The 26648-nt window shown below is 72.6% G+C and carries 9 protein-coding genes; 2 read left to right on the forward strand and 7 right to left on the reverse strand.

Annotated features, from left to right (window positions below; translation table 11 throughout):
- The first annotated feature begins 308 nt into the window (after positions 1-308).
- Complete coding sequence (gene rfbH, locus AC3EUV_RS34115; protein WP_435604591.1) at positions 309-1610, forward strand: lipopolysaccharide biosynthesis protein RfbH; 1302 nt, start codon at positions 309-311, stop codon at positions 1608-1610.
- A gap of 85 nt (positions 1611-1695) precedes the next feature.
- On the opposite strand, the gene AC3EUV_RS34120 is transcribed toward rfbH, so the two are convergent.
- The 5 genes from AC3EUV_RS34120 to AC3EUV_RS34140 form a co-directional block, all read right to left on the reverse strand.
- Positions 1696-2922, reverse strand: coding sequence for a macrolide family glycosyltransferase (locus AC3EUV_RS34120; RefSeq protein WP_435604592.1), 1227 nt, complete (start codon positions 2920-2922; stop codon positions 1696-1698).
- Between the two features lie 10 nt (positions 2923-2932).
- The gene (locus AC3EUV_RS34125; protein ID WP_435604593.1) at positions 2933-3955 is read right to left on the reverse strand and encodes an NAD-dependent epimerase/dehydratase family protein; all 1023 of its coding nucleotides are present in this window, start codon (positions 3953-3955) and stop codon (positions 2933-2935) included.
- A 17-nt stretch (positions 3956-3972) separates the two neighbouring features.
- On the reverse strand, positions 3973-4974 hold the full coding sequence (rfbB, locus tag AC3EUV_RS34130) for a dTDP-glucose 4,6-dehydratase (protein ID WP_432146305.1): 1002 nt from the start codon (positions 4972-4974) through the stop codon (positions 3973-3975).
- Positions 4975-5111: 137 nt separating this feature from the next.
- Positions 5112-6179, reverse strand: a complete 1068-nt coding sequence (locus tag AC3EUV_RS34135) for a glucose-1-phosphate thymidylyltransferase (RefSeq protein ID WP_435604594.1) — start codon at positions 6177-6179, stop codon at positions 5112-5114.
- A gap of 67 nt (positions 6180-6246) precedes the next feature.
- Positions 6247-7494 carry an activator-dependent family glycosyltransferase gene (locus AC3EUV_RS34140; protein WP_432146303.1) on the reverse strand — a complete coding sequence of 416 codons (1248 nt, stop codon included), beginning with the start codon at positions 7492-7494 and terminating at the stop codon, positions 6247-6249.
- Between the two features lie 486 nt (positions 7495-7980).
- On the opposite strand from AC3EUV_RS34140, the gene AC3EUV_RS34145 reads away from it, so the two are divergent.
- Entirely contained in the window at positions 7981-9123 is a 1143-nt protein-coding gene (locus tag AC3EUV_RS34145) for a cytochrome P450 (protein ID WP_435604595.1), read from the forward strand.
- Between the two features lie 144 nt (positions 9124-9267).
- On the opposite strand, the gene AC3EUV_RS34150 is transcribed toward AC3EUV_RS34145, so the two are convergent.
- Positions 9268-20241, reverse strand: a complete 10974-nt coding sequence (locus tag AC3EUV_RS34150) for a type I polyketide synthase (RefSeq protein ID WP_435604596.1) — start codon at positions 20239-20241, stop codon at positions 9268-9270.
- Between the two features lie 46 nt (positions 20242-20287).
- The coding region (locus tag AC3EUV_RS34155; RefSeq protein WP_488187990.1) for a type I polyketide synthase at positions 20288-26648 on the reverse strand (6361 nt) is incomplete at its 5' end.

The following is a 26648-nucleotide window of genomic DNA, read 5'->3' on the forward strand; positions in this document are numbered from 1 at the left end:
TCCGGCACCAGTATGGGCAGACCGGTGATGGGGGTTTCCCTAGTGTGCTCAGGCGGTGATGCCGGGCGCGGGCGTGGTGGTCATCGCCCCGGCACTATGGCAATTCCTAGACTTCGCAGGCCGGCCTGGCCCCTGCGGGAGCGGCGTGCTGAAGTGAACTCCCCCGATCAGCCGACCGGGTACGCAACACCCCCTGTGCCGCGTGGCGCATCGTCGGCCCTTCGTGCTCCGCGCCGCGCACCGCGGATCGGCACCCCGCGGCAGCGCGACGGAACATCGGGCAGGACACTCACAGGAGGTGGCAGCCGATGGGGTACAAAAAGAGCGACATTCTCGAGCTGGTACGCAAGTACCACCAGGGGAACGTCACGTCCGGATTCGTGCCAGGGGTGACTCCGGTGGCGGCTTCGGGCGCTGTCCTCGACGAGGACGACCGGGTGGCCCTCGTCGCAGCGGCCCTGGATCTGCGGATCGCGGCCGGGACCAGTTCCCGCAGGTTCGAGCGCGCGCTCGCCAAGTACTTCGGTCTGCGGAAGGCGCATCTGACCAACTCCGGCTCATCGGCCAACCTGCTGGCGCTCAGTGCGCTGACCTCGCCCCAGCTGGAGGATCTGCGGCTGGTGCCGGGGGACGAGGTCGTCACGGTGGCAGCCGGTTTCCCCACGACGGTGAACCCGATCATTCAGAACGGTCTGGTGCCGGTCTTCATCGACGTCGAGCTCGGCACGTACAACGCCTCCCCGGAACGCATCGAGGAGGCCATCGGCCCGCGCACCCGGGCCATCATGATCGCCCATGCGCTCGGCAACCCGTTCCCCGTCGAGGAGGTCGCGAAGATCGCCGACGACCGGGGGATGTTCCTCATCGAGGACAACTGCGATGCCATGGGCAGTACGTACCGCGGCAGGCTGACGGGGACTTTCGGGGACCTGGCGACGGAGAGCTTCTATCCGGCCCACCACATCACCATGGGCGAGGGTGGGTGCGTGGTGACGGACAATTTGGCGCTGGCCCGGATCGTGGAGTCACTGCGGGACTGGGGGCGCGACTGCTGGTGTGAGCCCGGTGAGGACAATCGCTGCTTCAAGCGCTTCGAGCAGCAGATGGGCACACTGCCGCACGGCTACGACCACAAGTACATCTTCTCGCACGTCGGGTACAACCTGAAGTCGACCGACCTACAGGCCGCGCTCGGGCTCACCCAGTTCGGGAGGATCGACGAGTTCGGTGCCGCCCGGCGGCACAACTGGGCACGGCTGCGCGCCGGGCTGGACGGCCTGCCCCATCTCCTGCTTCCCGAGCCCACGCCGGACAGTGACCCGAGCTGGTTCGGCTTTGTGATCACCGTCCGGGAGGGCGCACCCTTCTCGGCCGCCGAACTCATCAGCCATCTGGAGTCCCGGCGGGTGGCCGCCCGCCGCTTCTTCGCCGGCAACCTCACCCGTCACCCGGCCTACCTGGAGCGGGAGTTCCGGGTGAGCGGGCCGCTGACCAACAGCGACACCATCGCCGAGGGCACCTTTTGGATCGGGGTGTTCCCCGGGCTGACCGACGAGATGATCGACCACAGCATCCGCAGCGTCACCGAGTTCGTCACCGCCCGCACCTGACATGGCCCGGGCGGACGGTGCCCGACGCACCGCATGTGACGTCGGGCACCGTCCGCGGCCGGCCGCGCGGGGCGCGCGGCCGGGGTCAGGCTGCCGGTGTCGAGGCGACCTGACCGGCCCACTGCTCCAACAGGCCGGCGGCCCGGACCGCGCCGCCGGCCCCCTGCACGCTCGCGCGCATCCACGCCATCCGCTCCGGGGTCTCCGGGTCGGCCATGATGTCGCCCACGGCCACGCCGAGAGTGTCCGCGGTCAGCCGGTCGCGGTCGATCGCCCGACCCAGGCCCAGCTCGTCCACGCGCCGTGCGGTCAGGGCGTGTTCGAAGCCCTGGGGCACCACGATCACGGGTGTGGCGAAGTGCAGCGCCTCCATGAGACAGCTCATGCCCCCGTGGCAGACCAGGACGTCGGCGTGCGGCAGTACCGCCGGGTGCGGCAGCCACCGGTGGGCCTCCACATGCGGCGGGAGGTCGCCGAGGCCGGCCAGGTCCGCGTCGCGGCCGAGCGTCATCACCACCTGCCATTCGGCTCCGTCGAAGGCGTCCGCACAGGTACGGAAGAAGTCGCGCTGCTGGTTGGACTCGGTCCCCAGCGAGACCAGCGCCAGCCGCCTGCCGTCAGCCGGCGGCGACCACGGCACGTCCCCCTCGGGTCCGTCAACCGTGGGCCCCACGAAGGCGAAGCGCTCGTCGAAGGTGGTGCCCTCGATCTGGAACTCCCGCGGCAGGAAGGCCAGGTTGCGCTCGTCCCACTCCCGGACGAAGCGGCCCAGCGCGTCCGGGGCGAGGCCGTTGTCCTGGGCGAACCGCATCAGTGCCGCCCCGCCCGCGCGCAGCGACGGATCGTCGGGGTCGAACAGCAGCGCCCGCATGGAGAACGCCTCGTTCGCCGCGTGGCTGATGCCCAGCTGCACGGTGGTGGCGCAACCGAGGGTGCGCGCGGTCATCCGCGCGGCCGGGAACGACTCGAAGTCGTAGAGCACGACGTCCGGCGGGTCGGCCGCCAGGGCGGAGACCGCCAGCGGATGGACCGTCTCCATCGACTCCACCAGCAGCTCATGGCCTTCGGCGGCCAGGCGGGCCGCGCCGGTGTCAGGCACCTTCGCGAACGCACCGCGCCGCGACGTGTAGCCCACTGCCCGCGCCCCGGCCCGCTCGACCGCCTCGGTGTACCGGTGGTCGACGAGGTATGTCACCCGGTGGCCGCGGCGGACGAGTTCACGGGTCAGGCCGAGCGTCGGGCTGATGTGCCCGAAGTCGGCGAACACGAACACGGCGACATGCCGCGGGGGAGCGTCTGCGGATGCTGGCACTTCGACACCTTCACTCTCGGGTTGGGGCAGGGCCGGCGCGGTGTGCTGCCGGGTGGTCCGGGGGGCGACGGGCCGGCTCGGGGGCGGTGCCCTCCCACAGGTTGCGTGCCGAGCTGTCGATGCTGCGGCGCGGCGTCCAGTGGAGCAGCCGCCTGGCCCTGCTGATCTCCACCCGCATCCAGTCCAGGTCGGTATGGGCCCGCACTGCCGCGGGATCCGCCTTTTCGACGATCCGGGCCTGCGTTCCGCTGGCGGCGATCAGCCGCTCCACCAGGGTGCGCACCGGGATCGCCTCCCCCCGCCCGATGTTGATGAGCTCTCCGCCAACCGGCAGGGCTGCCGCGGCCAGCACCGCGTCCGCGGTGTCCCGGGCGTCGACGAAGTCCCGGCTCGCCCGCAGCGGGCTGACCCGCACCACCGCTTCCCGGTCCGCCTCCGCGGCGCGCAGTTGCGCCGCGACCTTCCCCAGCAGGCTGCCCGGTGAGTTGCCGGCACCGATCACGTTCGACACCCGCAGTACGACCGCCTCCACCTGTCCGGCCGCGGAGGCGGTGAGCACCGCTTCTGTGCCCCGCAGCTTCGTCCGTCCGTACAGCGTGGTCGGCCGGGTCGGCGCCCGCTCGTCCAACGAGGTGTCCGGCGGCTGTGGGGTGTACTCGTGCATCGAGCCCAGGTGGACCAGCCGGGGACGCCAGGACGCGGTGGCCATGGCCGCCAGCACGTTGTCGACCAGGGCGTGGTTGGCCTGCTGCATGACGTCCGGGGCACACAGCCATGCGGCACCGGCGGCGTTCACCACGGCGTAGGGCCGCTCGGTGTCGATGAGGCGGGCCAGTTCGTCCGGCCCCTCGCCGAGCAGGTCCATCGGGAGGAACCGCCCCTCCCCCGCCGCGGTGACCGGCCGGCGCGCCACCCTCAGCACTTCCTGGCCGGCGGCGCGGACCGCCTCGGAGATATGACGGCCGACGGATCCGGTGGCGCCCAGGACGATCACCCGGCGGTGCCTACCGTCCCGGTCTTCCGCCGTGCTCACGATGTCGTCCTCCGCCCTCAGCATGTCTCGGCGAGCCGTTCGGCGCGTGCCTTGAGCGGTTCCCACCAGTCCCGGTTGTCCCGGTACCAGGCGACCGTCTCGGCCAGACCATCGGTGAAGTTCTTGCGCGGTTTGTAGCCCAGCTCGGTGTGGATCTTGGTCCAGTCCACCGAGTAGCGGCGATCGTGCCCCTTGCGGTCGGTGACGTACTCGACCAGGGCGGACGGCGCCCCGCAGGCTTCCAGCAGCAGCTCGGTCAGCTGCCGGTTGCTCAGCTCGGTGCCGCCGCCGATGTTGTAGACCTCGCCCGCGCGGCCCCGGGTACGTACCAGTTCGATGCCCTGGACGTGGTCGTCGAGGTGCAGCCAGTCACGAACGTGGAGCCCGTCCCCGTACAGCGGGACCTTCCTGCCGTCCAGGAGGTTGGTGACGAAGAGCGGGATGAGCTTTTCAGGGAACTGGCGCCGGCCGTAGTTGTTGGAACAGCGCGTGATCCGTACGTCGAGGCCGTGGGTGCGGTGGTAGGCCAGGGCGATCAGGTCGCTGGCGGCCTTCGAGGCCGCGTACGGCGAGTTGGGGACGAGGGGGTGGCTCTCCGAACTCGATGCGGTGGCAATCGAGCCGTAGACTTCGTCGGTCGAGACGTGGAGGAAGAGCTGCGGCCCGTGCCGGAGGGCGGCGTCGAGCAGGACCTGGGTGCCCAGGACATTGGTGCGGACGAATTCCGCGGAGTTGCGGATGGAGCGGTCGACATGCGACTCGGCGGCGAAGTGGACCACTTGGTCATGTCCGGCGACCAGATCGGCGACCAGTGCCTCGTCGCAGATGTCCCCGGCGACGAACCGGAAGCCGTCCAGGTGGCGGACCTCGTCGAGGTTGTCCCGGCTGGCCGCGTAGGTGAGGGCATCGAGCACGGTGATGTGCAGGTCGTCCCGCCCGGGGGAACCCAGCAGCGTTCGGACGTAGTGCGAACCGATGAAGCCGGCGCCGCCGGTCACCAGGAGTCTCGTGGGGCTCATCGAGGTGTGGCGCGGTGGCCTGGGATACAGGCCGGTGAGCAGCGCCCTCCCCCCTTCTGTTGTTCGGTGCGGGTGAGTTGACCGGCCCGCCGCGCGGGCGGCCTGAGGACTACTGCCGGTCCGCCGCGCGGGCGGCCTCAGGACTGGATGTGCACCTTCGCGTGGTCACCGAGCACGAGCCGGTGTGCGACGGGACGGCGAGGCGCGAGCGTCACCTGTGCGTTGCGTCCGACGAGCGAGCCCTCGACGCGGCGCACGCTCTCGAACGACGCGCCGCGCAAGACGATCGAGGAGGCCAGCTCGCTGTCGTTGATGCAGCAGTCCTCCGCGATCGAGGTAGAGGGACCGATGTAGGAGTCGGTGACGACGGTGCCGGAGCCGATCACGGCCGGACCCACGATCCGTGAGCCGCGGACGGTCGCCCCGGACGCGATCGACACCCGGCCGATGACCTCGCTGGTGTCGTCGACGGAGCCGTCGATGCGGCGTTCCTGGCTCTCCAGCAGCATGCGGTTGACCTCCAGCATGTCGGCAACGCTTCCGGTGTCGCGCCAGTAGCCGGACAGCTCTCCGGAACGGATCTCCAGGCCCGCTTCGAGCATCCACTGGACGGCGTCGGTGATCTCCAGCTCGCCGCGTGCGGACGGCCGGATGGCCCGTACCGCCTGGTGCACCGCGGGGGTGAACAGGTAGACGCCCACCAGCGCCAGGTCGCTCTTGGGGTGGTGGGGCTTCTCCTCCAGCCCCACCACCCGCCCCGCGGCGTCCAGTTCGGCCACACCGAAGGCAGTGGGGTCGGGAACCCGGCTGAGCACGAGCTGGGCGTCGGGCCGCTCCTTGCGGAACTGCTCGACGGCGTCGGTGATGCCGCCGGAGATGAAGTTGTCCCCCAGGTACATCAGGACGTCGTCGTCGCCCAGGTAGTCGCGGGCAATGAGTACGGCGTGCGCGAGGCCGAGTGGGGCACTCTGGCGCAGGTAGGTCACCTGGAGGCCGAACTGCGACCCGTCCCCCACGGCTTCTTGGATCTCCGGTCCGGTCTCACCGACGATCATGCCGACGTCGATCACGCCGGTGGCGGCGATGGTCTCCAGCACGTGGAAGAGGATGGGCTTGTTGGCGACCGGGACGAGTTGTTTGGCTGAGGTGTGAGTGATGGGCCGCAGGCGCGTACCAGCGCCTCCCGAGAGCACGAGAGCCTTCAAGGATTCCCTCCAGGGGCGAGTGGTGTCAGTAGGAGGGCCTGCCGGTCGCCGGACCGACGCGGCCGGGTCAACGCGCCGCGACCAGGTCCTCCAGGACGGCGACCAGATCGCACGGGCTGGGCATTTCCGCTGACTCGTCGCGCAGCCTGCGCGCGGCCGAGGCGAAGCCCGGGTCGTCGAGGAGTTGCCGGGTGTTTCGCAGCACCGACTCGGCGTCGGCCTCGCTGTGGTGCACAAAGATCCCCGCGCCGGCGCGTTCCAGGGCCCGGCCCCGCCACTCCAGGTCGGCGACGCCGGTGGACAGCGAAAGCTGGGGCACTCCGTTGACGAGGGCGGTGGCGAAGGATCCCCAGCCGCCGTGGTGGATGACGGCCGAACAGCTGGGCAGCAGGGTGTGCAGCGCCACGTCGTCGACGATGCGCACATTGGCCGGAATATCGACGAGTCCGGCGCGCTGCTGAGGATGCAGGGCGGCGACCACCTCGATGTCGAGGGGGGCGAGCGCCCCGAGGAGGTCGGGCAGGGAGACATAGTCACCGCCGTACGCCTCGGTGTTACTCGTACCGAGCGTCAGACAGAGCCTCGGCCGCTCGGGGGCCTCACGCAGCCAGTCCCACCACACCGCATTGCCGTTGTACGGCACATAGCGCATGGACAGCGTCTTCAGCGCGCTGGGCGGGCGCAGGCTCGGCGGCAGGGTGTCGATGGTGTACTGCCCGTTGATCACATCCTCGTCGCAGGAGACGCCGAACGGTGCGCCCCGCTTGTCGAGCCAGTCGGCGAGCGGGTCCTGCCGTTCGTCGGGAGGAGCCTGGTGCAGCAGGTCGACGAAGGTGCGCCGGGCCCTGCCGTAGACATCGGCGCACCACAGCAGCCGTACGTGGACGGCACCGCTGACGCGTGCGGCGAGGGCTCCGGCGTAGGCGAGCGGGTCGCGGACGACGAGGTCCGGCTGCCAGCTCTGCGCCAGAGCGATCGTGTCGTCCATCACCGGGTCGTTGTACGGCGCGAAGCCGTGGGAGACGCTGACCTCATAGCGCTCGAGGAGGGCGGGCCACTCCACCGTTCCCGGCCCCAGTTGGCTCCAGTTGGCCATCTCCGCGTCCTGCGACTCGGGGGCGAGTGACATGGCTTCGTGCAGTCCGTGGTCGCGGCCCACAGGCGCGGCGGTCAGACCGGTGCCGGTGACGGCGTCGGTGAGGGATGGGGCGTTCGCTATCCGCACCTCGTGCCCCGCCGCGGTCAGCGCCCATGCGAGCGGCACCAGGCTGTACAGATGCGACTTCTCGGACAGGCCGGCGAAGAGCACACGCATGGAATTCCCTCTCGGTCGCGAACAGTTGGGTGGCCTCGATGTGACCGGCGGGCACGCGTACGGCCAGAGCACGGAGTGCGTCAATGCCCATACTGTGGCCTCCGGCGACGCACTGCGGCACGGCGCCGAGCGGATCTGGGGATTCCTCCAGACAATGACCGCGGTGCATCCGGTCCGGGCTTCTGCGGCGCTTTCCTGCGGCGCATTCCTTTCCCGGTTCTCCGGCGGGAAAAGGCCCCTTCGATCCGGCACCACAGCCCGGGAATTCCTTAGAAAAGCGCCGTTTTCCTCGGTCCGCCCCGCGGTTCCGTGCTCCACTGCGACCGTTCTGCCGGGAGGGGCTCGGCAGCGTACCGCTCGGCTCGGGTGCGTCCGGGCCGGCAGAAAGTGCGGGCAGCTTTGTCACAACAGAACAGCTCACATGTCCTCCCGGGCCTGCCGGCTCCGCTGCGGACACCCGGCCCGGAAATCGACCTTCCGCCGGCAGTGGAACCGGACGGCGGGGCCACCTTGCTGGCCTGGCTGCGCCGGATGCGGACGGAGCGCCCCGTGTGGCGGGACGCGGCGGGGGCCACGCACATCTTCCGGCATGAGGACGTGGTGCGCATCCTGGCCGACCCCGTGCAGTACTCCTCCGACACCGTGGGACGGGTCACCGGTGGCAAGACCCCGGAAGGCATCCTCCTGCTGCTCGACCCGCCGCAGCACGGCCAGCTGCGGCGTCTGGTGAGCCGCGCGTTCACCACCCGGCTGATCGCGGATCTGACACCACAGATCACCGACATCACCCACGCGCTGCTGGACGCGGTCGACGGCGACCGCTTCGACCTCGTCGACACGGTGGCCAATCCGCTGCCCCTGATAGTGATCTCCATGATGCTGGGCGTACCGCCCGAGGACCGGGACATGTTCCAGCAGTGGGGCGAGCAGCTCCTGGTGACGGACCCCGCGGACCCGGAGAGCGTGCGGCGGATGGAGCAGACCGCGGAGAAGATCGCGGTGTACCTACAGGGATTCGTGGACGCACGCCGCAGCACACCGCACGACGATCTGCTCGGCACCCTGGCCCGGGCCGAGACCGACGGCCAGCGGCTGGCGGACCAGGAAATCATCGCCTTCGCCACGCTGTTGCTGCTGGCCGGCCACATCACGACCACGGTGCTGCTCGGCAACACCCTGTTGTGCCTGGACGACGCGCCGGAGCGGTGGCAGGCGCTGCGCGCCGACCGCTCCGGGATTCCCGCGGTGATCGAGGAGACCCTGCGCTGCCGCCCACCGTTCACCCGCGTCGAACGGGTCCCCACGACACAGGTGGAGGTGGCCGGCGAGGTCATCGACCGCCATACGGTCATGCAGTTGTGGCTGCTGTCCGCCAACCACGACGAGCAGGCCTTCGACGAGCCGGCGGCGTTCGTACCGGAACGCTCGCCTTCCCGGCAGATTGCCTTCGGCCACGGCATCCACTACTGCATCGGGGCGCAGCTCGCCCGGCTGGAAAGCCGCATCGTGCTGGACCTGTTGCTGGACCGCTTCCGCTCGGTGCGAGTGGACCGCGACGCGCCGCTGTCCTTCCACGGCAGCAACGTCTTCGGCGCCAGGCAGCTGCCGCTCGTGACCCAGCGCGCGTAACCGGCCGACAGGCGCCGCCGCGGGGGGCGCGGGGAGCGGTGGTGTTTCTGCGGTGGTGGGCCGGACGATGTGCCCCGCCCGCGTCCGGCCCCGCCACACCAGCTGTGCTCGCCCGGCCCCCTCCAGCGGCCGGGCGAGCGGTCCTCAGAGCGTGTCCAGCCAGGCGGTGACCGTCTTCGCGGTGTCGCCCGCGTGGTCCTCCATCATCGTGAAGTGATTGCCCGGCACATCGGTGACGGTGTCCGCACCGTCCCACGACGCCTGCCACTCCTCCGGTGCGAGCGCTCCGTCCTGCGCGGTCACCGGCGGTTCACTGGAGCGCGCCAGCAGCACGGGGCAGGAGAGGCGGTCCGGTGACCAGGCTCCGACGACCCCGAGGTACCAGCTCATTGCGGTGAGCCGGTCGGCGTCCATCTCCGCGAACAGCGACTCCCGGTCGAACATCCCGCCGATCATCTCCCCGGCGAAGCGGACGAACGGCGAGTCCTCGCGGGGCAGATAGGTGTCCAGCAGCGCCACACCCGCGGGCGGCGTCCCGGCCTTCTCCAGAAAGAGCGCCACGGCGAGCGCCAGGATGCCGCCGGACGACGAGCCGAGGAGCACGAACGGCTCCTCGCCCGCGCACTCCCGCACCGTCTCGGCCTGGAGCCGTACCACCGCGTCGAACGAGGCGGGCAGCGGCTCACCCCGGCCGAACCCCGGTGTGGGCAGCGCCCAGACGTCGCGCGTGCCCCGGTGGGCGGCCGCGAACCGGGCGTACTGGTGCACCCCGGCGAGCGCCACATACGAGCTGAAGCAGATCAGCCGCGGCACGGCGGTGCCCGGGGTGTCGCCGCCGCGCACCAGTCGCACCGGCGCCGGAAGGGTCCCGAACTCCTCCGGTTTCTCGAACGTCGGCCGCAGCTCGGCGGCGGCCTGGAGCAGGGCAAACCCCTCCGGCACCCGCCCCGCCTCACATGCCTGCCGGAAGAGGGCGCCGAGGGTGTCCTGCGCTGGTTCCGGCCTCACCGGCCCGTCGTCGGCGCGCCGGGCACCCGGAGCCGGGAGGGCCGCTCCGGTCAGCTCCTCGCCGAGCCGCAGCGCAAGGTCGTGCGGGGTGGCGACGTCGAAGACGAGCGTGGCGGGGAGGCGCAGTCCGGTGGCCGTGCTGAGCTGGTTGCGCAGTTCCACGGCGGTCAGCGAGTCGAAGCCCAGCTCGGTGAACTCCCAGTCCGGTGCGACCTCCTCGGGTGACTCGTGGCCGAGGACCGCCGCCACCCTGCCCCGTACCAGGCCCAGCAGCAGCGCGGCCCGCTCGTCGGGGGCGGCGGCCGACAGCCGTGCCAGCAGATCGTCCCGGTTCGCTCCGGGGGCGGACACGGTACGCCGGGCCGGGCCGCCGGTGGTCCCACCGCCCAGCAGCGCCGTACGCCCGCCCCTGTCGAGTCCGATGGTGACCAACGCGGGCTCGCCCGTCGCCAGTGCGGCGTCGAACAGAGCGAGCCCGTCGTCGGCGGAGAGCTCCCGCATCCCGCCGCGGGCAAGGCGCCGCCGGTCGGAATCACCGAGCCCCGCCGTCATCCCGCCCCCTCCGGCCCACAGCCCCCACGCCAGCGAGGTGGCCGGCAGCCCCTGGGCCGCCCGGTGCTGGGCCAGCCCGTCCAGGAAGGTGTTGGCGGCGGCGTAGTTGGCCTGCCCGGCGGAGCCGAAGGTGCCGGCCGCGGAGGAGAACAGCACAAACGCCGTCAGGTCACGGTCCTGGGTCAGCTCGTGCAGCAGCAGGGCGGCGTCAGCCTTCGGGCGAAGCGTCCGGTCGAGCCGTACGTCGTCGAGCGCGGTGAGCACTCCGTCGTCGAGGACTCCGGCGGCGTGGACGACGGCGGTCAGCGGGTGGCTCGCCGGGACCGAGTCGAGCAGCGCCACGACGGCGGCTCGTTCGGCGAGATCACAGGCCACGAGGGAGGCTTCGGCGCCCGCCTCGGCCAACTCCGCCAGCAGCTCCTGGGCCCCGTCGGCGGCCGGCCCGCTGCGGCTGGCCAGCAGGAGCCGGCGCACCCCGTACCGGGCGACGAGGTGGCGTGCCATGAGCCGGCCCAGCACCCCGGTGGCCCCGGTGATGAGCACCGTGCCCTCTGCGTCGAAGGCGCGGGCCGGGACGGCGGGCGGGGTGACGGGGGTGAGGTGCGGCAGCAGCAGTTGGCCGGCGCGGAGCAGTGCCTGCGGTGGGGCGACGGCCACCGCGTCGGCGAGGGCGCTGCCGGAGGTCTCGGCGCTGTCGAGGTCGAGGAGCGCGAACCGCCCGGGGTGTTCCCGCTGCGCGGAGCGGATCAGCCCCCACAGCGCCGCACCCGCGAGATCACTGACGTCCTCGGCAGGCCCGGCGGCCACCGCGCCCCGGGTGAGGCACACCAGCCGGGAGCCGGCGAACCGCTCTTCGGCGAGCCAGTGCCGGCAGGCAGCGGTGGTGGCGGACAGCAGCTCCCGCACCTGCGACGGGCCGTCCCCGTGCGTCCTGTCGCCCCCGCTCGGCGCGCTGTCACCGGACTCCGGTACGCACACCAGCAGTACGGTGTCGGGCATGGCCATCCCCGTGGCCGCCGCGGCCGCCAGCGCGTCGAGATCGGCATACGCCTCCACATGCACGCCCGCACCGTCCAGCGCCTCGGTGATCCCGGCCTCCGCCGGTCCCCCGCCGGACGCGCCCCGGTCGGCCGGGCCGCCGATCACCGCCCACCGCACCGCCTCGGGACGCGGCGGAGAGGCAGCGGCCTGCCAGCCGAGACGGAGCGGAACGTCGGGTGCCGCCGGTGCACCGGCGGACACCTGCTCGGGGCTCACCGCGCGCAGGGTGAGCGCGTCGGCGCTGGCGACCGGCCGGCCGGAGGTGTCAGTGACCAACACCGAGAAGGCGTCGGCTCGGCCTTCGACCGGCGCCAGCCGGACCCGCAGCGCGGTGGCCCCCTCGGCGTGGAACGTCACTCCGCTCCAGGAGAACGGCAGCATCGCCCCGGCGGCCCCCAGGCCACCGGGGTCCCCGCCGCCGACGAGGAGCGCCTGGACGGCCGCGTCGAGCAGTGCGGGGTGCAGCGTGAACCGCGCGCAGTCGGCCCGGTACGGCTCGGGCAGCTCGGCCTCGGCGAACAGCTCATCGCCACGCCGCCAGATGGAACCGAGCCCCTGGAAGGCCGGCCCGTAGGCGAAGCCGGCCTCGGCGAACGCGTCGTACCACTCCCCCGGCCCGACAGGTTCGGCACCCTCGGGCGGCCAACTGTGCAGCGTGCCCGGATCGTTGGGGGACGCGGTGGCCAGAGTGCCGTGTGCGTGCCGGGTCCAGGGGTCGGCGTCGTCCGCCTCCACCGGCCGGGAGTGCACCGTGAACGGCCGCCATCCGGCGTCGTCCGGCGCGCTGACCGCTACCTGGAAATGGACCGCGCCCTGCTCCGGCAGGACAAGCGGTGTCTCCAGCGTCAGTTCGGCGAGATGGCCGCACCCGGTCCGGTCACCCGCGGCCACTGCCAGGTCCAGATAGGCGGTCGCCGGGAGGATCACCTCGCCCAGCACCGCGTGATCGGCGAGCCACGGGTGGCCGGTCAGGGAGAGCCGGCCGGTGAAGACCGTGGACTCGGCACCGGCGACGGTGACGGCCGCACCGAGCAGGGGGTGGTCGGCGGCGCGCAGGCCCACGGAGTCGAGGTCCCCCGCCCCGGTCACGGTGTCCCACCAATGGCGTCGCTGCTGGAAGGCGTAGGTGGGCAGGTCCACCCGGCGGGCACCGGCGAACAGCGCGGACCAGTCGAGGCCCGCGCCCGCGGTGTGCAGTCTGCCGACCGCGGCCATCACACCGGCCGTCTCGGACCTGTCCTTGCGCAGCAGGGGGACCAGCGCACGGTCGGCATCGTCGAGACAGCCCTCCGCCAGCGCCGTCAGCGTCCCGTCCGGACCGATCTCCAGGAACCGGGTCACGCCGTGCCGCTCCAGCCACCGGACGGCGTCGGCGAAGCGGACGGCCGCACGGACGTTCCGCACCCAGTAGTCCGGAGACGTCAGTTCCCCGGCTGCCGCAAGCTCACCAGTGACGGTGGAGACCACCGGGATGCACGGTTCGCCGTAGGACACGCTCTCGGCGACGGCACGGAACGCGTCGAGCATCGGATCCATCAACGGCGAATGGCACGCATGGCTCATCCGCAGCCGCTTCGTCTCCCGCCCCTCGGAGACATACCGGTCCGCGATCTCGGCGACGGCGGACTCCTCGCCGGAAATCACCACTGTCCGGTGCCCGTTCACGGCGGCGATGCTCACCCGCTGCTCAAGCCCCTCCAGCAGCGGCACCACCTCGTCCTCGCCCGCCTGGAGCGAGACCATCACCCCACCCGCCGGCAACGCCTGCATCAACCGGCCCCGCGCCGCCACCAAACGACACGCGTCCTCCAGCGACAACACACCCGCCACATGTGCCACCACCAACTCGCCAAGGGAATGACCGGTCAGGAAGTCCGGCCGGACACCGAACGACTCCACCAGCCGGAACAGCGCCACCTCCACCGCGAACAACGCAGCCGACGAAACAGCCATCCGGCCCAACAGCTCGGCATCGTCACCGAACACGGCATCCCGCAGCGGCAGTTCCAGCCCTGACCCGCCACCGCCGCCCTCGTCGCCGGCGCCGTCGAACTGCGCACACACCGCATCAAACGCCTCCGCGAACACCGGGAACGCCGCATACAGCTCCCGGCCGATCCCCGGCCGCAGGCCGCCCTGCCCCGTGAAGAGCAGCGCGGTTGCGCCCTCGCCCCGTACCCGCCCGGTGAGGACGTGGGGTGTGCTCTCGCCGGTGGCCAGGGTGCCCAGGGCGGTCAGCCGTTCGTCACGGGTGGCGGCCAGGACGGCGGCACGGTGTGTGAACGCCGACCGGGTGGTGGCCAGCGAGAACCCCACATCCCGCAGGCCGAGTTCGGGCCTGTTCCGCAGATGGCTGAGCAGCCGCCCGGCCTGGGCGCACAGCGCGTCGTGGGTGGTGCCGCTGAGCACCCAGGGTGCGGCTACGGCCGGTGGTTCGGGTGCTGCGTCCGGCTGCGGGGTGTCGGTGGCGGGGGCCTGTTCGAGGATGGCGTGGACATTGGTGCCGCTGATCCCGAACGAGGACACACCCGCCCGTCGCGGCCGGTCCGTCCGCGGCCATTCCTGTGCGGCGGTGAGCAGCCGGACGTTCCCCGCCGACCAGTCGACATGGGTCGAGGGCCGGTCGATGTGCAGCGTGGCCGGCAGGACACCGTGCTGGAGCGCCAGCACCATCTTGATCAGGCCCGCCGCACCCGCCGCGGCCTGGGTGTGCCCGATGTTGGACTTCACCGAACCGAGCCACAGGGGCCGGTCCTCCGGCCGGTCCTGGCCGTAGGTCGCCAGCAGCGCCTGCGCCTCGATGGGGTCGCCGAGGGTGGTGCCGGTCCCGTGCGCCTCGACGGCGTCGATGTCGGTGCCGGTCAGGCCCGCGCCGGCCAGGGCCTGGCGGATGACCCGCTGCTGGGAGGGGCCGTTGGGGGCGGTGAGGCCGTTGGAGGCACCGTCCTGGTTGACCGCGGAGCCACGCAGAACGGCGAGCACCGGGTGGCCGTTCCGCTGTGCGTCGGAGAGCCGCTCGACCAGGAGCATGCCGGCTCCCTCGCCCCAGGCGGTGCCGTCGGCGGCATCGGCGAACGCCTTGCAACGGCCATCGGCAGCAAGCCCGCGCTGCCGGCTGAACTCCAGGAACACCCCCGGCGTCGACATCACCGTGACACCACCCGCCAGCGCCAGATCACACTCCCCCGAACGCAGCGCCTGCGCCGCGAGGTGCAGCGCCACCAGCGACGACGAACAGGCCGTATCCACCGTGACCGCAGGCCCTTCGAGCCCCAGCGCATAGGAAACACGGCCGGACAGGACGCTCGCGGTGTTGCCGGTGCCGAGATGGGCCTCCGCGTCCGGTGCCGGGGCGAGGGAACGGGACGTGTAGTCCTGGCCGTTGGTGCCGGCGAAGACCCCGGTACGACTGCCGCGCAGCGACACCGGGTCGACCCCGGCCCGCTCCAACGCCTCCCACGACGTCTCCAGCAGCAACCGCTGCTGCGGATCCATCGCCACCGCCTCCCGCGGCGAAATCCCGAAGAACGCCGCATCGAACCCCGCCACATCAGCGAGGAACCCACCCGCACGGCTATAACTCCGCCCGACCTCCCCCGGCTCCGAGGAGTACAACCCCGACACATCCCAGCCACGGTCCGCCGGCCACTCACCGATCGCATCCACCTCACCCGCCAACAACCGCCAGAAATCCTCAGGCGAACCCACACCCCCCGGAAAGCGGCAGCTCATCGCCACGATGGCGAGGGCCTCGCCGTCGTGGGGCGGCGGAGCGGGAAGCGCCGGTGCGGGCGGTGCCAAGACCTCGTCGGGGCGCAGTTCGGTGCGCAGCCGGGCGGCGAGGGCGGCCGGGGTCGGATGGTCGAAGAGGAGCGTGGTCGGGAGCCGGGTGCCGGTGGCGGCGCTGAGGGCGTTGCGGAGCTCGACGGCCATGAGTGAGTCGAAGCCCAGGTCGCGGAAGGCACGCTGGGGGGCGATCTCGTCGGGGTCGGTGTGATTGAGGACGGCGGCGGCGTGGGCCCGGACGAGCTCCGACAGGGCCCGCAGCTGCTGGGGGGCGTCGAGGGCCGCGAGGTGCCGGGCGAGGGCGGGACCGGTAGCCGGGGCGTCCTCGGTGGCCGGTGCGGCGGTGGCGAGGGCCCGTTGGGCGTCGGGCAGGTCGGCGATCAGGGGGCGGGCGCGGGCCGTGGTGAAGGCGGGCGCGAAGGTGTCCCAGTCGATGTCGGTGACGGCCAGTGCGGTGTCGTCGTGGTCGAGGGCCTGGTGCAGGGCGGCCACGGCCGTCTGCGGATCCATGACGCGTACGCCGTGCCGGTGCAGTCGCTCGCCGACGGTGCCCTCGGCCATACCGCCGTCGGCCCAGGGGCCCCAGGCGACGGAGGTGGCGCGGTGTCCGGCGGCCCGGCGCCGCTGGGCGAGGGCGTCGAGGTAGGCGTTGCCGGGGGCGTAGTTGGCGTGTCCCGGGGCACCGATGGTGCCGGCGGTCGAGGAGAACAGGACGAAGGCCGACAGGTCGTGCTTCCGGGTGAGTTCGTCGAGGTGGTGGGCGCCGCCGGCCTTCACCCGCAGCACACCCGCCAGTTGGGCGGGTGTCAGGGAGTTGATCGTCCCGTCGTCGAGCACGGCGGCGGTGTGCAGGACCGCGGTGAGCGGCCGGTCGGCGGGGATGGCGTCGAGCAGGGCCGCCAGCGCGTCCCGGTCGCCGATGTCGCAGGCGGCGAACTCGGTACTGGTGCCGAACCCGGCGAGTTCCGCGGCGAGTTCGGCGGCGCCGGGGGCGTCGCCGCCGCGGCGGCTGACGAGGAGCAGGTGCGGTGCGCCGTTGCGGGCGAGCCAGCGGGCGACATGGCCTCCCAGTGCGCCGGTCCCGCCGGTGACCAGCACGGTGCCCGAGGGTGCCCAGCGGCGTACGGTGCCCAGGGCCCCGGTCGCCGCGCGGACCAGGCGGCGGGCGAGGATCCCGTGCGGCCGGACCGCGACCTGGTCCTCGTCGCCCATCCCGGCGAGGGTGCGGACGACGGCGGTGGCCGCGGCCGGGTCCAGAGTGTCGGGCAGGTCCAGCAGTCCGCCCCAGCGTTCGGGCTCCTCCAGGGCGACGACCCGGCCGAAGCCCCACACCAGCGCCTGGCGGGGCGCGGGCACGGCCCGCGCCGGGTCGGTGGCCACCGCGCCGCGGGTGGCGAACCACAGCGGCGCCTGGACCCCGAGGTCGTCCAGCGCCTGCACGAGGGCGACGGTGGCGGCAAAGCCCCGGGGCAGGCCGGGGTGTGCGCTGTGGTCGGCCTCGTCCAGGGCCAGCAGCGAGAGGACGCCGGCGACCGGAGGCAGCGGCCCGTCGGCGGGTGCCGTGCCGCGCAGGGCCGTTGCCAGGGTGCCGGCGAGGGCGGCCCGGTCCTGTTCGGGGTCGGTCGGCACGGTCACCGGGTGTGCTCCGGCAGCGGAGAGTGCCGTCGTCAGGTCACGGGCCGGCGGCTCGTCGCCGGCGGTGAGCACCAGCCAGGTGCCGTCGAGGGCCGGCGGGGTCACGTCGGCGGGGACGGGTTTCCAGGTGATGCGGTAGCGCCAGGAGTCGGCCAGGGCCCCTGCGCGGTGACGCTTCCGGTAGTCGGAGAGTGCGGGCAGCATCCCGTCGAGGGCCTCGGCGTCCATCCGCAGTGCGGCGCTGAGGGTGTCGGCGTCGCCGCTCTCGACGGCGTCCCAGAAGGGCGCGTCGACGGCGCCGACGGGGCCGCTGCCCGGTGCGGCGGGCTCGGGCCAGTAGCGGCGCCGCTGGAAGGGGTAGGTGGGCAGGTCGATGTGCCGGCGAGCGGCGTCCGCCTCGGGGGCGGGGAGGGCGGTGCGCCAGTCGACGGGCCCGCCGGCGGCGGACAGTTCGGCGAGTGAGGTGAGGAAGCGGCGGGGGCCGCCCTCGCCCTTGCGGAGGGTGCCGACGACGGCGGCGTCCGTGATGTCGAGTGCGTCGAGCGTCTCGCGTATGGCTGGGGTCACCACGGGGTGCGGTGAGGTCTCGACGTAGCTGCGGTAGTCCTGTTCGGCGAGGGTGCGGATGGCCTGCTCGAAGCGTACGGTCCCGCGCAGATTCCGGTACCAGTAGGCGGCGTCCAGCTCGGCGGTGTCGAGCCAGTCGCCGGTCACCGTGGAGAGGAAGGGGATCTCGGCGCTGCGGGGGCTGACCGCTGCCAGGTCGGTGAGCAGCCGCTCGCGTACCTCCTCGACCTGCGCGGAGTGCGAGGCGTAGGCGATCGGTATCCGCCGGACCTGGGTGCCGTCGGCGGAGAGCGCGGCAGCCAGCTCGTCGAGTGCGCCCGTGTCGCCGGAGACGGCCACGGACCGGGGTCCGTTCACGATCGCGACCGACAGCCGGCCGCCCCACGGTGCGAGGCGCTCCTCCACGTCGCCGGGGGGCAGCTGGACGGACAGTATGCCGCCGCGTCCGGCGATTGCGGTCAGTGCCTGGCCGCGCAGCACGACGACCCGGGCGGCGTCCTCCAGGGTCAGTGCCCCCGCGACGCAGGCGGCGGCGATCTCGCCCTGGCTGTGTCCCACCACGGCGTCGGGCTGCACTCCCCTGGCACGCCAGAGCCCCGCCAGGGCGACCGTCACGGCGAACAGGGCGGGCTGGAGGACGTCCACCCGGTCGAGTGGCGGTGCCCCGTCCGCGCCGCGCAGCACGGCCTCGAGAGACCAGCCGGAGAAGCGTTCCACGGCGTGCGCGCACTCGGTGAAGCGGGCGTGGAACTCCGGTTCGGTGTCGAGCAGTTCGGTGGCCATCCCGGCCCACTGGGGGCCATGGCCGGGGAACACGAAGACGGTGCGCCCTTCGGCGCGGCCGGTGCCGCGTACCACGGCGGGGGACGGGGTGTCGCGGGCGAGCAGGTCCAGGCCGTGGAGCAGCGTGTCGTGGTCGTCGGCGAGGAGGGTGGCCCGGTGCTCGAAGGCGGGGCGGGTGGTGGCGAGGGACCGGGCGAGGTCGGGCAGCGGCGGTGCGGGCTGCTCGGACAGCTGTGCGCGCAGCCGGGCGCCGAGGGTGCGCAGCGCTTCGGCCGTCCTGGCGGAGACGGGGAAGGCGAGGGGGCGGGAGGGGGCAGCTGCCGGGGCGGTGCGGTCAGTGGCAGGGGCGGGGCCCGGCGCCGGGGCCTGTTCGAGGATGACATGTGCGTTGGTGCCGCTGATGCCGAACGAGGAGACGCCTGCGCGCCGCGGATGCCCGTGGTCGGGCCACGCTTCGGCCCCGGTGAGCAGCGCCACCCGGCCCGCCGACCAGTCGACGTGGTGTGAGGGCCGGTCGATGTGCAGGGTTCGTGGCATCAGCCCGTTCCGGAGGGCGAGGACGGCCTTGATGACGCCGGCGACGCCGGCGGCGGCCTGGGTGTGCCCGATGTTGGACTTCACCGAACCGAGCCACAGCGGCCGGTCCTCCGGCCGGTCCTGGCCGTAGGTCGCCAGCAGCGCCTGCGCCTCGATGGGGTCGCCGAGGGTGGTGCCGGTCCCGTGCGCCTCCACCATGTCGACGTCCGCCGTGGCCAGACCGGCGCCGGCCAGCGCCTGCCAGATGACCCGCTGCTGGGAGGGGCCATTGGGGGCCGTGAGGCCGTTGGAGGCCCCGTCCTGGTTGACCGCGGAGCCACGGAGCACGGCGAGGACGGGGTGGCCGTTGCGCCGCGCGTCGGAGAGCCGCTCGACGAGGAGCATGCCGGCTCCCTCGCCCCAGGCGGTGCCGTCGGCGGCATCGGCGAACGCCTTGCAACGGCCATCGGCAGCAAGCCCGCGCTGCCGGCTGAACTCCAGGAACACCCCCGGCGTCGACATCACCGTGACACCACCCGCCAGCGCCAGATCACACTCCCCCGAACGCAGCGCCTGCGCCGCGAGGTGCAGCGCCACCAGCGACGACGAACAGGCCGTATCCACCGTGACCGCAGGCCCTTCGAGCCCCAGCGCATAGGAAACACGGCCGGACAGGACACTCGCGGTGTTGCCGGTGCCGATGTGCCCGTCGAGGTCGTCCGCGGAGCCGAACAGCAGCCCGGTGTAGTCCTGGCCGTTGGTGCCGGCAAAGACCCCGGTACGACTGCCGCGCAGCGACACCGGGTCGACCCCGGCCCGCTCCAACGCCTCCCACGACGTCTCCAGCAGCAACCGCTGCTGCGGATCCATCGCCACCGCCTCCCGCGGCGAAATCCCGAAGAACGCCGCATCGAACCCCGCCACATCAGCGAGGAACCCACCCGCACGGCTATAACTCCGCCCAGCCTCCCCCGGCTCCGGGGCATACAACCCCGACACATCCCAGCCACGGTCCGCCGGCCACTCACCAATCGCATCCACCTCACCCGCCAACAACCGCCAGAAATCCTCAGGCGAACCCACACCCCCGGGAAAGCGGCAGCTCATCGCCACGATCGCCACCGGCTCCCGGCTCCCGGCCCCGGCCTCGGCCTCTTGGAGGCGCTGCCGGGTCTGGTGAAGGTCGCGGGTGACCTTCTTGAGGTACTGGAGGAGCTTCTCGTCGTTCATGTGTCCTCATCCACGTGGCGGGTCCGGGACTGTCGCGGTCGGAGTGTCATGACATGCCGAGGTCGTTGTCGATGAAGTCGAAGATCTCGTCAGCGGTGGCGGAGTTGATCCGGTCGCTCACCCCGGTGCCGTCGCCGGTCTCCGCTTCGGTGTCCTGCGGGTCGTTCCACTTCGCCAGCAGCGTCTGCAACCGGGAGGCGATCCTGGCGCGCTGCGGATCGTCCGCCGGCACCGCACCCAGCACACCGTCGAGCCGGTCCAGTTCGGCGAGCGCGGGCAGCGCCCCGGCGGTGTCCCCGGCGGCCACCTGCGTGCGCAGGTGGCGGGCGAGGGCCGCGGCCGTCGGGTGGTCGAACAGCAAGGTGGCGGGGAGCGGCGCTCCGGTGGCGAGGCCGAGCCGGTTACGCAGTTCGACGGCCATCAGCGAGTCGAAGCCCAGCTCGCTGAAGGCCCGCTGCGGGTCGATCGCGTCCGCGGAGGAGTGCCCGAGGACCGCGGCGACGTGGTCACGGACCAGGTTGGCGAGGACGCGTTCCTGATCCGCCGCGCTCCGCCCGGCAAGCTCCTCGCGCAGCGCGTCAAGCCCGCCGTGCGGGCCGCCCGCCGCATCGCGCACCGATGCCGCCGCCTGTGCCGCCGCGTGTGCCTCCGGCAGATCGCTCAGCAGGGCGCTGGGCCGCGCCGCGGTGAAGCCGGGCGCAAACCGCGACCAGTCCACGTCGGCCACGGTCAGCGTGGTGGCGCCGCGGGCCACCGCCCGCTCCAGTGCGTCGGCGGCGAGGCGCGGGTCGAGGGGGAGCATCCCGCTGCGGGCCAGTCGCTCCGTCAGCCGCTCGTCACCCGCGCTGCCGGCCGCCATGCCACCGCCGGCCCACGGGCCCCATGCGATCGAGGTGGCCGGCCGGCCAAGAGCCTGCCGGTGCCGGGCGAGGGCGTCCAGATAGGCGTTGGCGGCGGCGTAGTTGGCCTGGCCGGTGGCCCCGGCCGTGCCGGCGAAGGAGGAGAACAGCACCAGCGCGGTGCGCTCGTCCGTCAGCTCGTGCAGGTGCGCCGCAGCGGCCATCTTGGGCCGCAGTACGGCGTCCAGGCGCAGTCCGTCCAGCCCGGCGATCAGGCCGTCGTCGAGCACGCCCGCGGCGTGGTACACCGCGTCGACGGGGTGCTCGGCCAGCAGCTGAGCCAGCGCGTCCCGGTCGGCGGTGTCGCAGGCGACGACCGTCACCCGGCTGCCGCGGGCGGTCAGTTCGGCCGCCAGCTCGGCCGCACCGTCGGCCCGTGTTCCGCGCCGGCTCGCCAGCACCAGATGCGGGGCGCCCCGGTCGGCGAGCCGGCGGGCCACCTGGGCGCCGAGCGCGCCGGTGCCTCCGGTGATGAGGACGGTGCCGCCACCTGTCGAGGGCTCGCCGCCGCCGGGGCCGGCGTCCTGGGACCGGGCCCGGACCAGCCGCCGTACGTACACACCCGAGCCCCGCAGGGCAAGCTGGTCCTCACCGGTCCCGGCCTCCAGCACGGCGCACAGCCGCTGTACGGCTCGTTCGTCCAGCTCCGCGGGCAGGTCGACCAGTCCGCCCCAGCCCTGCGGATACTCCAGCGCGGCGACCCGTCCGAAGCCCCAGACGGCGGCCTGTACGGGAGAGGGCACAGCCTCGCCGTCCCGTACCGCGACGGCCCCGGTGGTCGCGCACCACAGCGGCGCGCCGACCCTCAGGTCGTCGAGGACCTGGACGAGCGCCACGGTCGCGGCGAGTCCGCCGGGGGTGGCGCGCTGCGCCCGGTGCGGTTCCTCATCGGTGCCCAGCAACGACAACACACCAGAAATGGGCCCGAACTCTGCTTCCACTACGGCCAGTTGGCCTTCGAGTGCAGCGCGTTCCACCTCACCGCAGTCGACCTCGAACGGGATGACCCGGGCCGCACCATGGGCGACGAGTCCGTCGGCAATCGCCTTCTCCCGGGCCCTGTCGGCGCGTCCCGCGGGCAGCGGCAGCAGCCAGGTGCCGGACAGTACGGGGACGGCGGTGTCGGCGGTGGGCCGCCAGGTGACCTGGTACTCCCAGCCGTCGGCGGCGGTGCGCTCGCGGTGCGCCTGACGCCACGAGGTCAGCGCGGGCAGCACCTCACTCAGCGGCGCATCCGCGGTCAGCCGCAGCCGCTCGGCGAGGGCGCCCAGGTCGGCCTGTTCCACCGCGTCCCAGAACTGTTCGTCCGCGGTCGGCGCCGGGTGGGCACCGGCCGGTGTGACGGCCGGATCCAGCCAGTACCGGACGCGCTGGAAGGCATAGGTGGGGAGTTCGACACGGCGTGCCCCGGCCCCGGAGAGGGCGGCCGACTCCGCCAGGCCGCGCACCTGGAGGCCCGCCGCGGCCAGCAGGGCGCTGCGCACCTCGGGCCGTTCGCGCCGCAGGACGGGGAGCGCGGCGGTGGCCTCATCGGGCTCCCGCAGGCTCTCCCAAGCCATGGCGGCAAGGGCGCCATCGGGACCCAGCTCCAGGTATGTCCGTACTCCGTCGGCCTCCAGCCGGCGGATGCCGTCGCAGAAGCGCACGGCCTCCCGCACCTGCCGCACCCAGTAGTCGGGCGAGGTCAGGTCGGCTTCGGTGGCCGGTTCCCCGGTGAGGTTGGAGATGACGGGAATCCGCGGTGGTGCATAGCGCACCCCCCGCGCGACTTCACCGAACTCCGTCAGCATCGCTTCCATCAGTGGTGAGTGAAACGCATGGCTGACCCGCAAACGCCTAGTCTTTCGCCCCTGCTCGGCAAGCTGCCCGGCAAGGTGGGTGACGGCGCCCTCCGCACCGGAGACGACGACGGCTGAAGGCCCGTTCACCGCGGCGATCCCCGCCCGGTCCGCGAAGCCCTCCAGCAGGGGCCGCACCTCTTCTTCGGCAGCCTGTACGGCGATCATGGCGCCGCCATCCGGCAGTTCCTGCATCAACCGGCCGCGGGCCGCGACGAGGGCGCAGGCGTCCTCAAGGGTCAGCACCCCGGCCACGTGCGCGGCAGTCAGCTCTCCGATGGAGTGGCCGATCAGGACATCGGGCCTGACGCCCCACGATCCGACGAGGGCATGGAGTGCCGTCTCCACGGCGAACAGCGCGGGCTGGGTGTACGCGGTGCGGTCGAGCAGCGCGGCATCGGGCGATCCCTCATCCGCGAAGACGAGGTCACGCAGCGGCCGTTCGAGGTGCCGGTCGAACTCCGCGCAGGCCTTGTCGAACGCCGTCGCATAGGCGGGGAACCGCTCGTAGAGCTCCCGGCCCATGCCGGCGCGCTGGGCGCCCTGACCGCTGAACAGGAAGGCGAGCTTCCCACCGGTGCCCGCCTGCCCGCGCACCACCTCCGCCGAGTCCTCACCGCGGGCGAGCGCGGCGAGGCCGTTCAGGAACGTGTCCCGGTCCTCGGCAACCAGCGCCGCCCGGTGGTCGAAGGCGGCCCGGGTGGTGGCGAGCGAGTATCCGACATCGTGCACGAGCAGGCCAGGACGGTCTGCGAGGTGCGCGCGCAGCCGCTTCGCCTGGTCACGGAGTGCGGCGGCGGAGCGGGCGGACAGCGGCCACACGACGGGCCCTTGATGGCTGTCGGGCCGGTGGTGTTCGGCGCGCGCGGCGCGCTCGGGGCCGCTGTCGGTGGAGTCGCCGTCGGTGGGTCCGCTGTCCGTCGCCCCGTCCTGTTCGAGCACCACATGCGCATTGGTGCCACTGATCCCGAACGAGGACACGGCGGCCCGGCGCGGCAGTTCGCGCTGCGGCCACTCCACGGCCCGGGTCAGCAGCCGCACTTCACCGGATGACCAGTCCACGTGCGAGGAGGGCTCGGTGACATGCAGCGTTCGGGGCAGCACGCCCTTCTGGAGCGACAGCACCATCTTGATCACACCGGCGATGCCGGCCGCGGACTGAGTGTGACCGATGTTCGACTTCACCGAGCCGAGCCACAGGGGCCGATCGGCCTCGCGGTTCTGTCCGTACGTGGCGATGAGCGCCTGTGCCTCGATGGGATCGCCCAGCGAGGTCCCGGTGCCGTGCGCCTCGACCGCGTCCACCTCGTGGGCCTCAAGGCCGGCGTTGGCGAGCGCGGACCGGATGACGCGCTGCTGGGAGGGCCCGTTGGGGGCCGTGAGGCCGTTCGACGCCCCGTCCTGGTTGACCGCGGAGCCGCGGAGCACGGCGAGCACCGGGTGGCCATTGCGCCGCGCGTCGGAGAGCCGCTCGACCAGGACGATGCCCGCACCTTCGCCCCAGCCGGTGCCATCCGCGTCGTCGGAGAACGCCTTGCAGCGACCGTCGCCCGCCAGTCCCCCTTGCCGGCTGAACTCCACGAAGGTACCCGGAGTAGGCATCACGGTCACCCCGCCTGCCAGGGCGAGATCGCACTCCCCGAGCCGGAGTGCCTGTGCGGCCAGATGCAGGGCCACCAGGGACGACGAACAGGCGGTGTCGACCGTCACCGCGGGGCCTTCGAGTCCCAGGGCATAGGAGACACGGCCGGAGGTCACGCTGGTCGCGTGACCGGTGAGCAACTGCCCTTCGGAGCCCTCGGGCAGGGTGTGCGCGGCCGAGCCGTAGCCCTGATAGTTCGTTCCCGCGAACACCCCGGTCCGGCTGCCGCGCAGGGCCGTCGGGTCGATGCCGGCCCGCTCCAGTGCCTCCCACGAAATTTCGAGGAGAAGCCGCTGCTGCGGGTCCATGGTGACTGCTTCGCGGGGCGAGATGCCGAAGAAGTCGGCGTCGAAGTCACCACTGTCGTAGAGGAATCCGCCCTCGAACCCGCCGGCCTCTCCGTCCGTCGGCCAGCCCCGGTCGGCCGGTATGGAGGAGACCGCATCCACACCACCGGACAACAGCCGCCAGAACTCCTCGGGGCTGCGCACCCCTCCCGGGAACCGGCAGCTCATGGCGACGACGGCGAGCTGCTCCTCGCCGGTCGCCGGCCGGCCGGCCGCGGCGACCGGGGCTACGGCCGCCGCATCGTCTCCGAACAGTTCGGTGCACACATGGCGGGCCAGTGCCACCGGCGACGGGTAGTCGAAGACGAGCGTCGCCGGCAGCCGCAGACCGGTCGCCGCGCCCAGCCGGTTGCGCAGCTCGACAGCGGTGAGCGAGTCGATGCCCAGGCCCCGGAAGTCCCGGGCGGACTCGACCGCTTCGGGGCCGGCGTGCCCGAGCACGAGTGCCGCCTGCGCACGGACGAGCTCCAGTACCGCAGGCTCCCGCTCGGCGGCCGGCAGCGCAGTCAGCCGGGTCCGCAGGCTCTCCGAGGCATCACCGGGGGCCGCCGACGCAGCCGAGCGCCGGGCGGACCCGGTCACCAGACCACGCAGCAGAGCCGGCGGCGCGGAGTGCGGTGCCCGCAGCATCGTGTGGTCGAGCCGCACAGGGGCATACACCGCTTCGGCGGTACGGAACGCGGCGTCGAACGCCGCCATGCCCTGCTCGGTCGTGAACGGCACCATGCCACCACGCGCCATGCGCTGGAGATCGGCATCCGCCAGCTCGCCGGTCATGCCCGCGCCGGGCGCCCACGGGCCCCACGCAAGTGCGGTGGCCGGCAGCCCCGCACCGTGCCTGGCCTGGGCGAACGCATCCAGGAAGGCATTCGCCGCCGCGTAGTTCCCCTGCCCCGAGCTGCCGAACATGCCGGCGACGGAGGAGAAGAGGACGAATGCGGCCAGGTCCTCGCCCCGGGTCAGCTCGTGCAGTGTGCTCACCGCGTCCGCCTTCGGCAGGAGCACGGCATCCAGCCGGTCGGGCGTCAGCGAGGACACCACACCGTCGTCGAGCACCCCGGCCGTGTGCACGACCGCCGTCAGCGGGTGCCGCGGCGGTACGGAGCCGAGCAGCCCGCGCAGCGCCTCGCGATCCGCGGTGTCACAGGCGGCGACGGTGACCTCAGCGCCCAGTGCCGCCAGTTCCTCGCGCAGCGCCTCGGCGCCCGGGGCCTGGGGCCCGCGGCGGCTGGCCAACAGGAGGTGACGCATTCCGTGCTCGGCCACCAGATGCCGGGCCACCAGCGCGCCCAGACCACCCGTACCGCCCGTGACCAGGACCGTCCCCTCCGAGTCGAGGGGAACCGGCATCGTCAGCACCACCTTGCCCACATGCCGGGCCTGACTCAGGTACCGGAACGCCTCCGGAGCCTTGCGCACATCCCACGCCGTCACCGGCAGCGGTTCCAGCACACCCTGCTCGAAGAGGTCGAGGAGGGCGGTCAGCATCTCCCCGATCCGCTCCGGGCCGGCCTCCCACAGATCGAACGCCCGATACCGGACATCCGCATGCGTGGCCGCGACCTCCTGTGCATCGCGGACGTCGGTCTTGCCCATCTCCAGGAACCGGCCGCCCCGCGGCAGCAACCGCAGCGAGGCATCCACGAACTCCCTCGCCAGGGAATCCAGCACCACATCCACA

The sequence above is a fragment of the Streptomyces sp. bgisy130 genome (assembly GCF_057708345.1).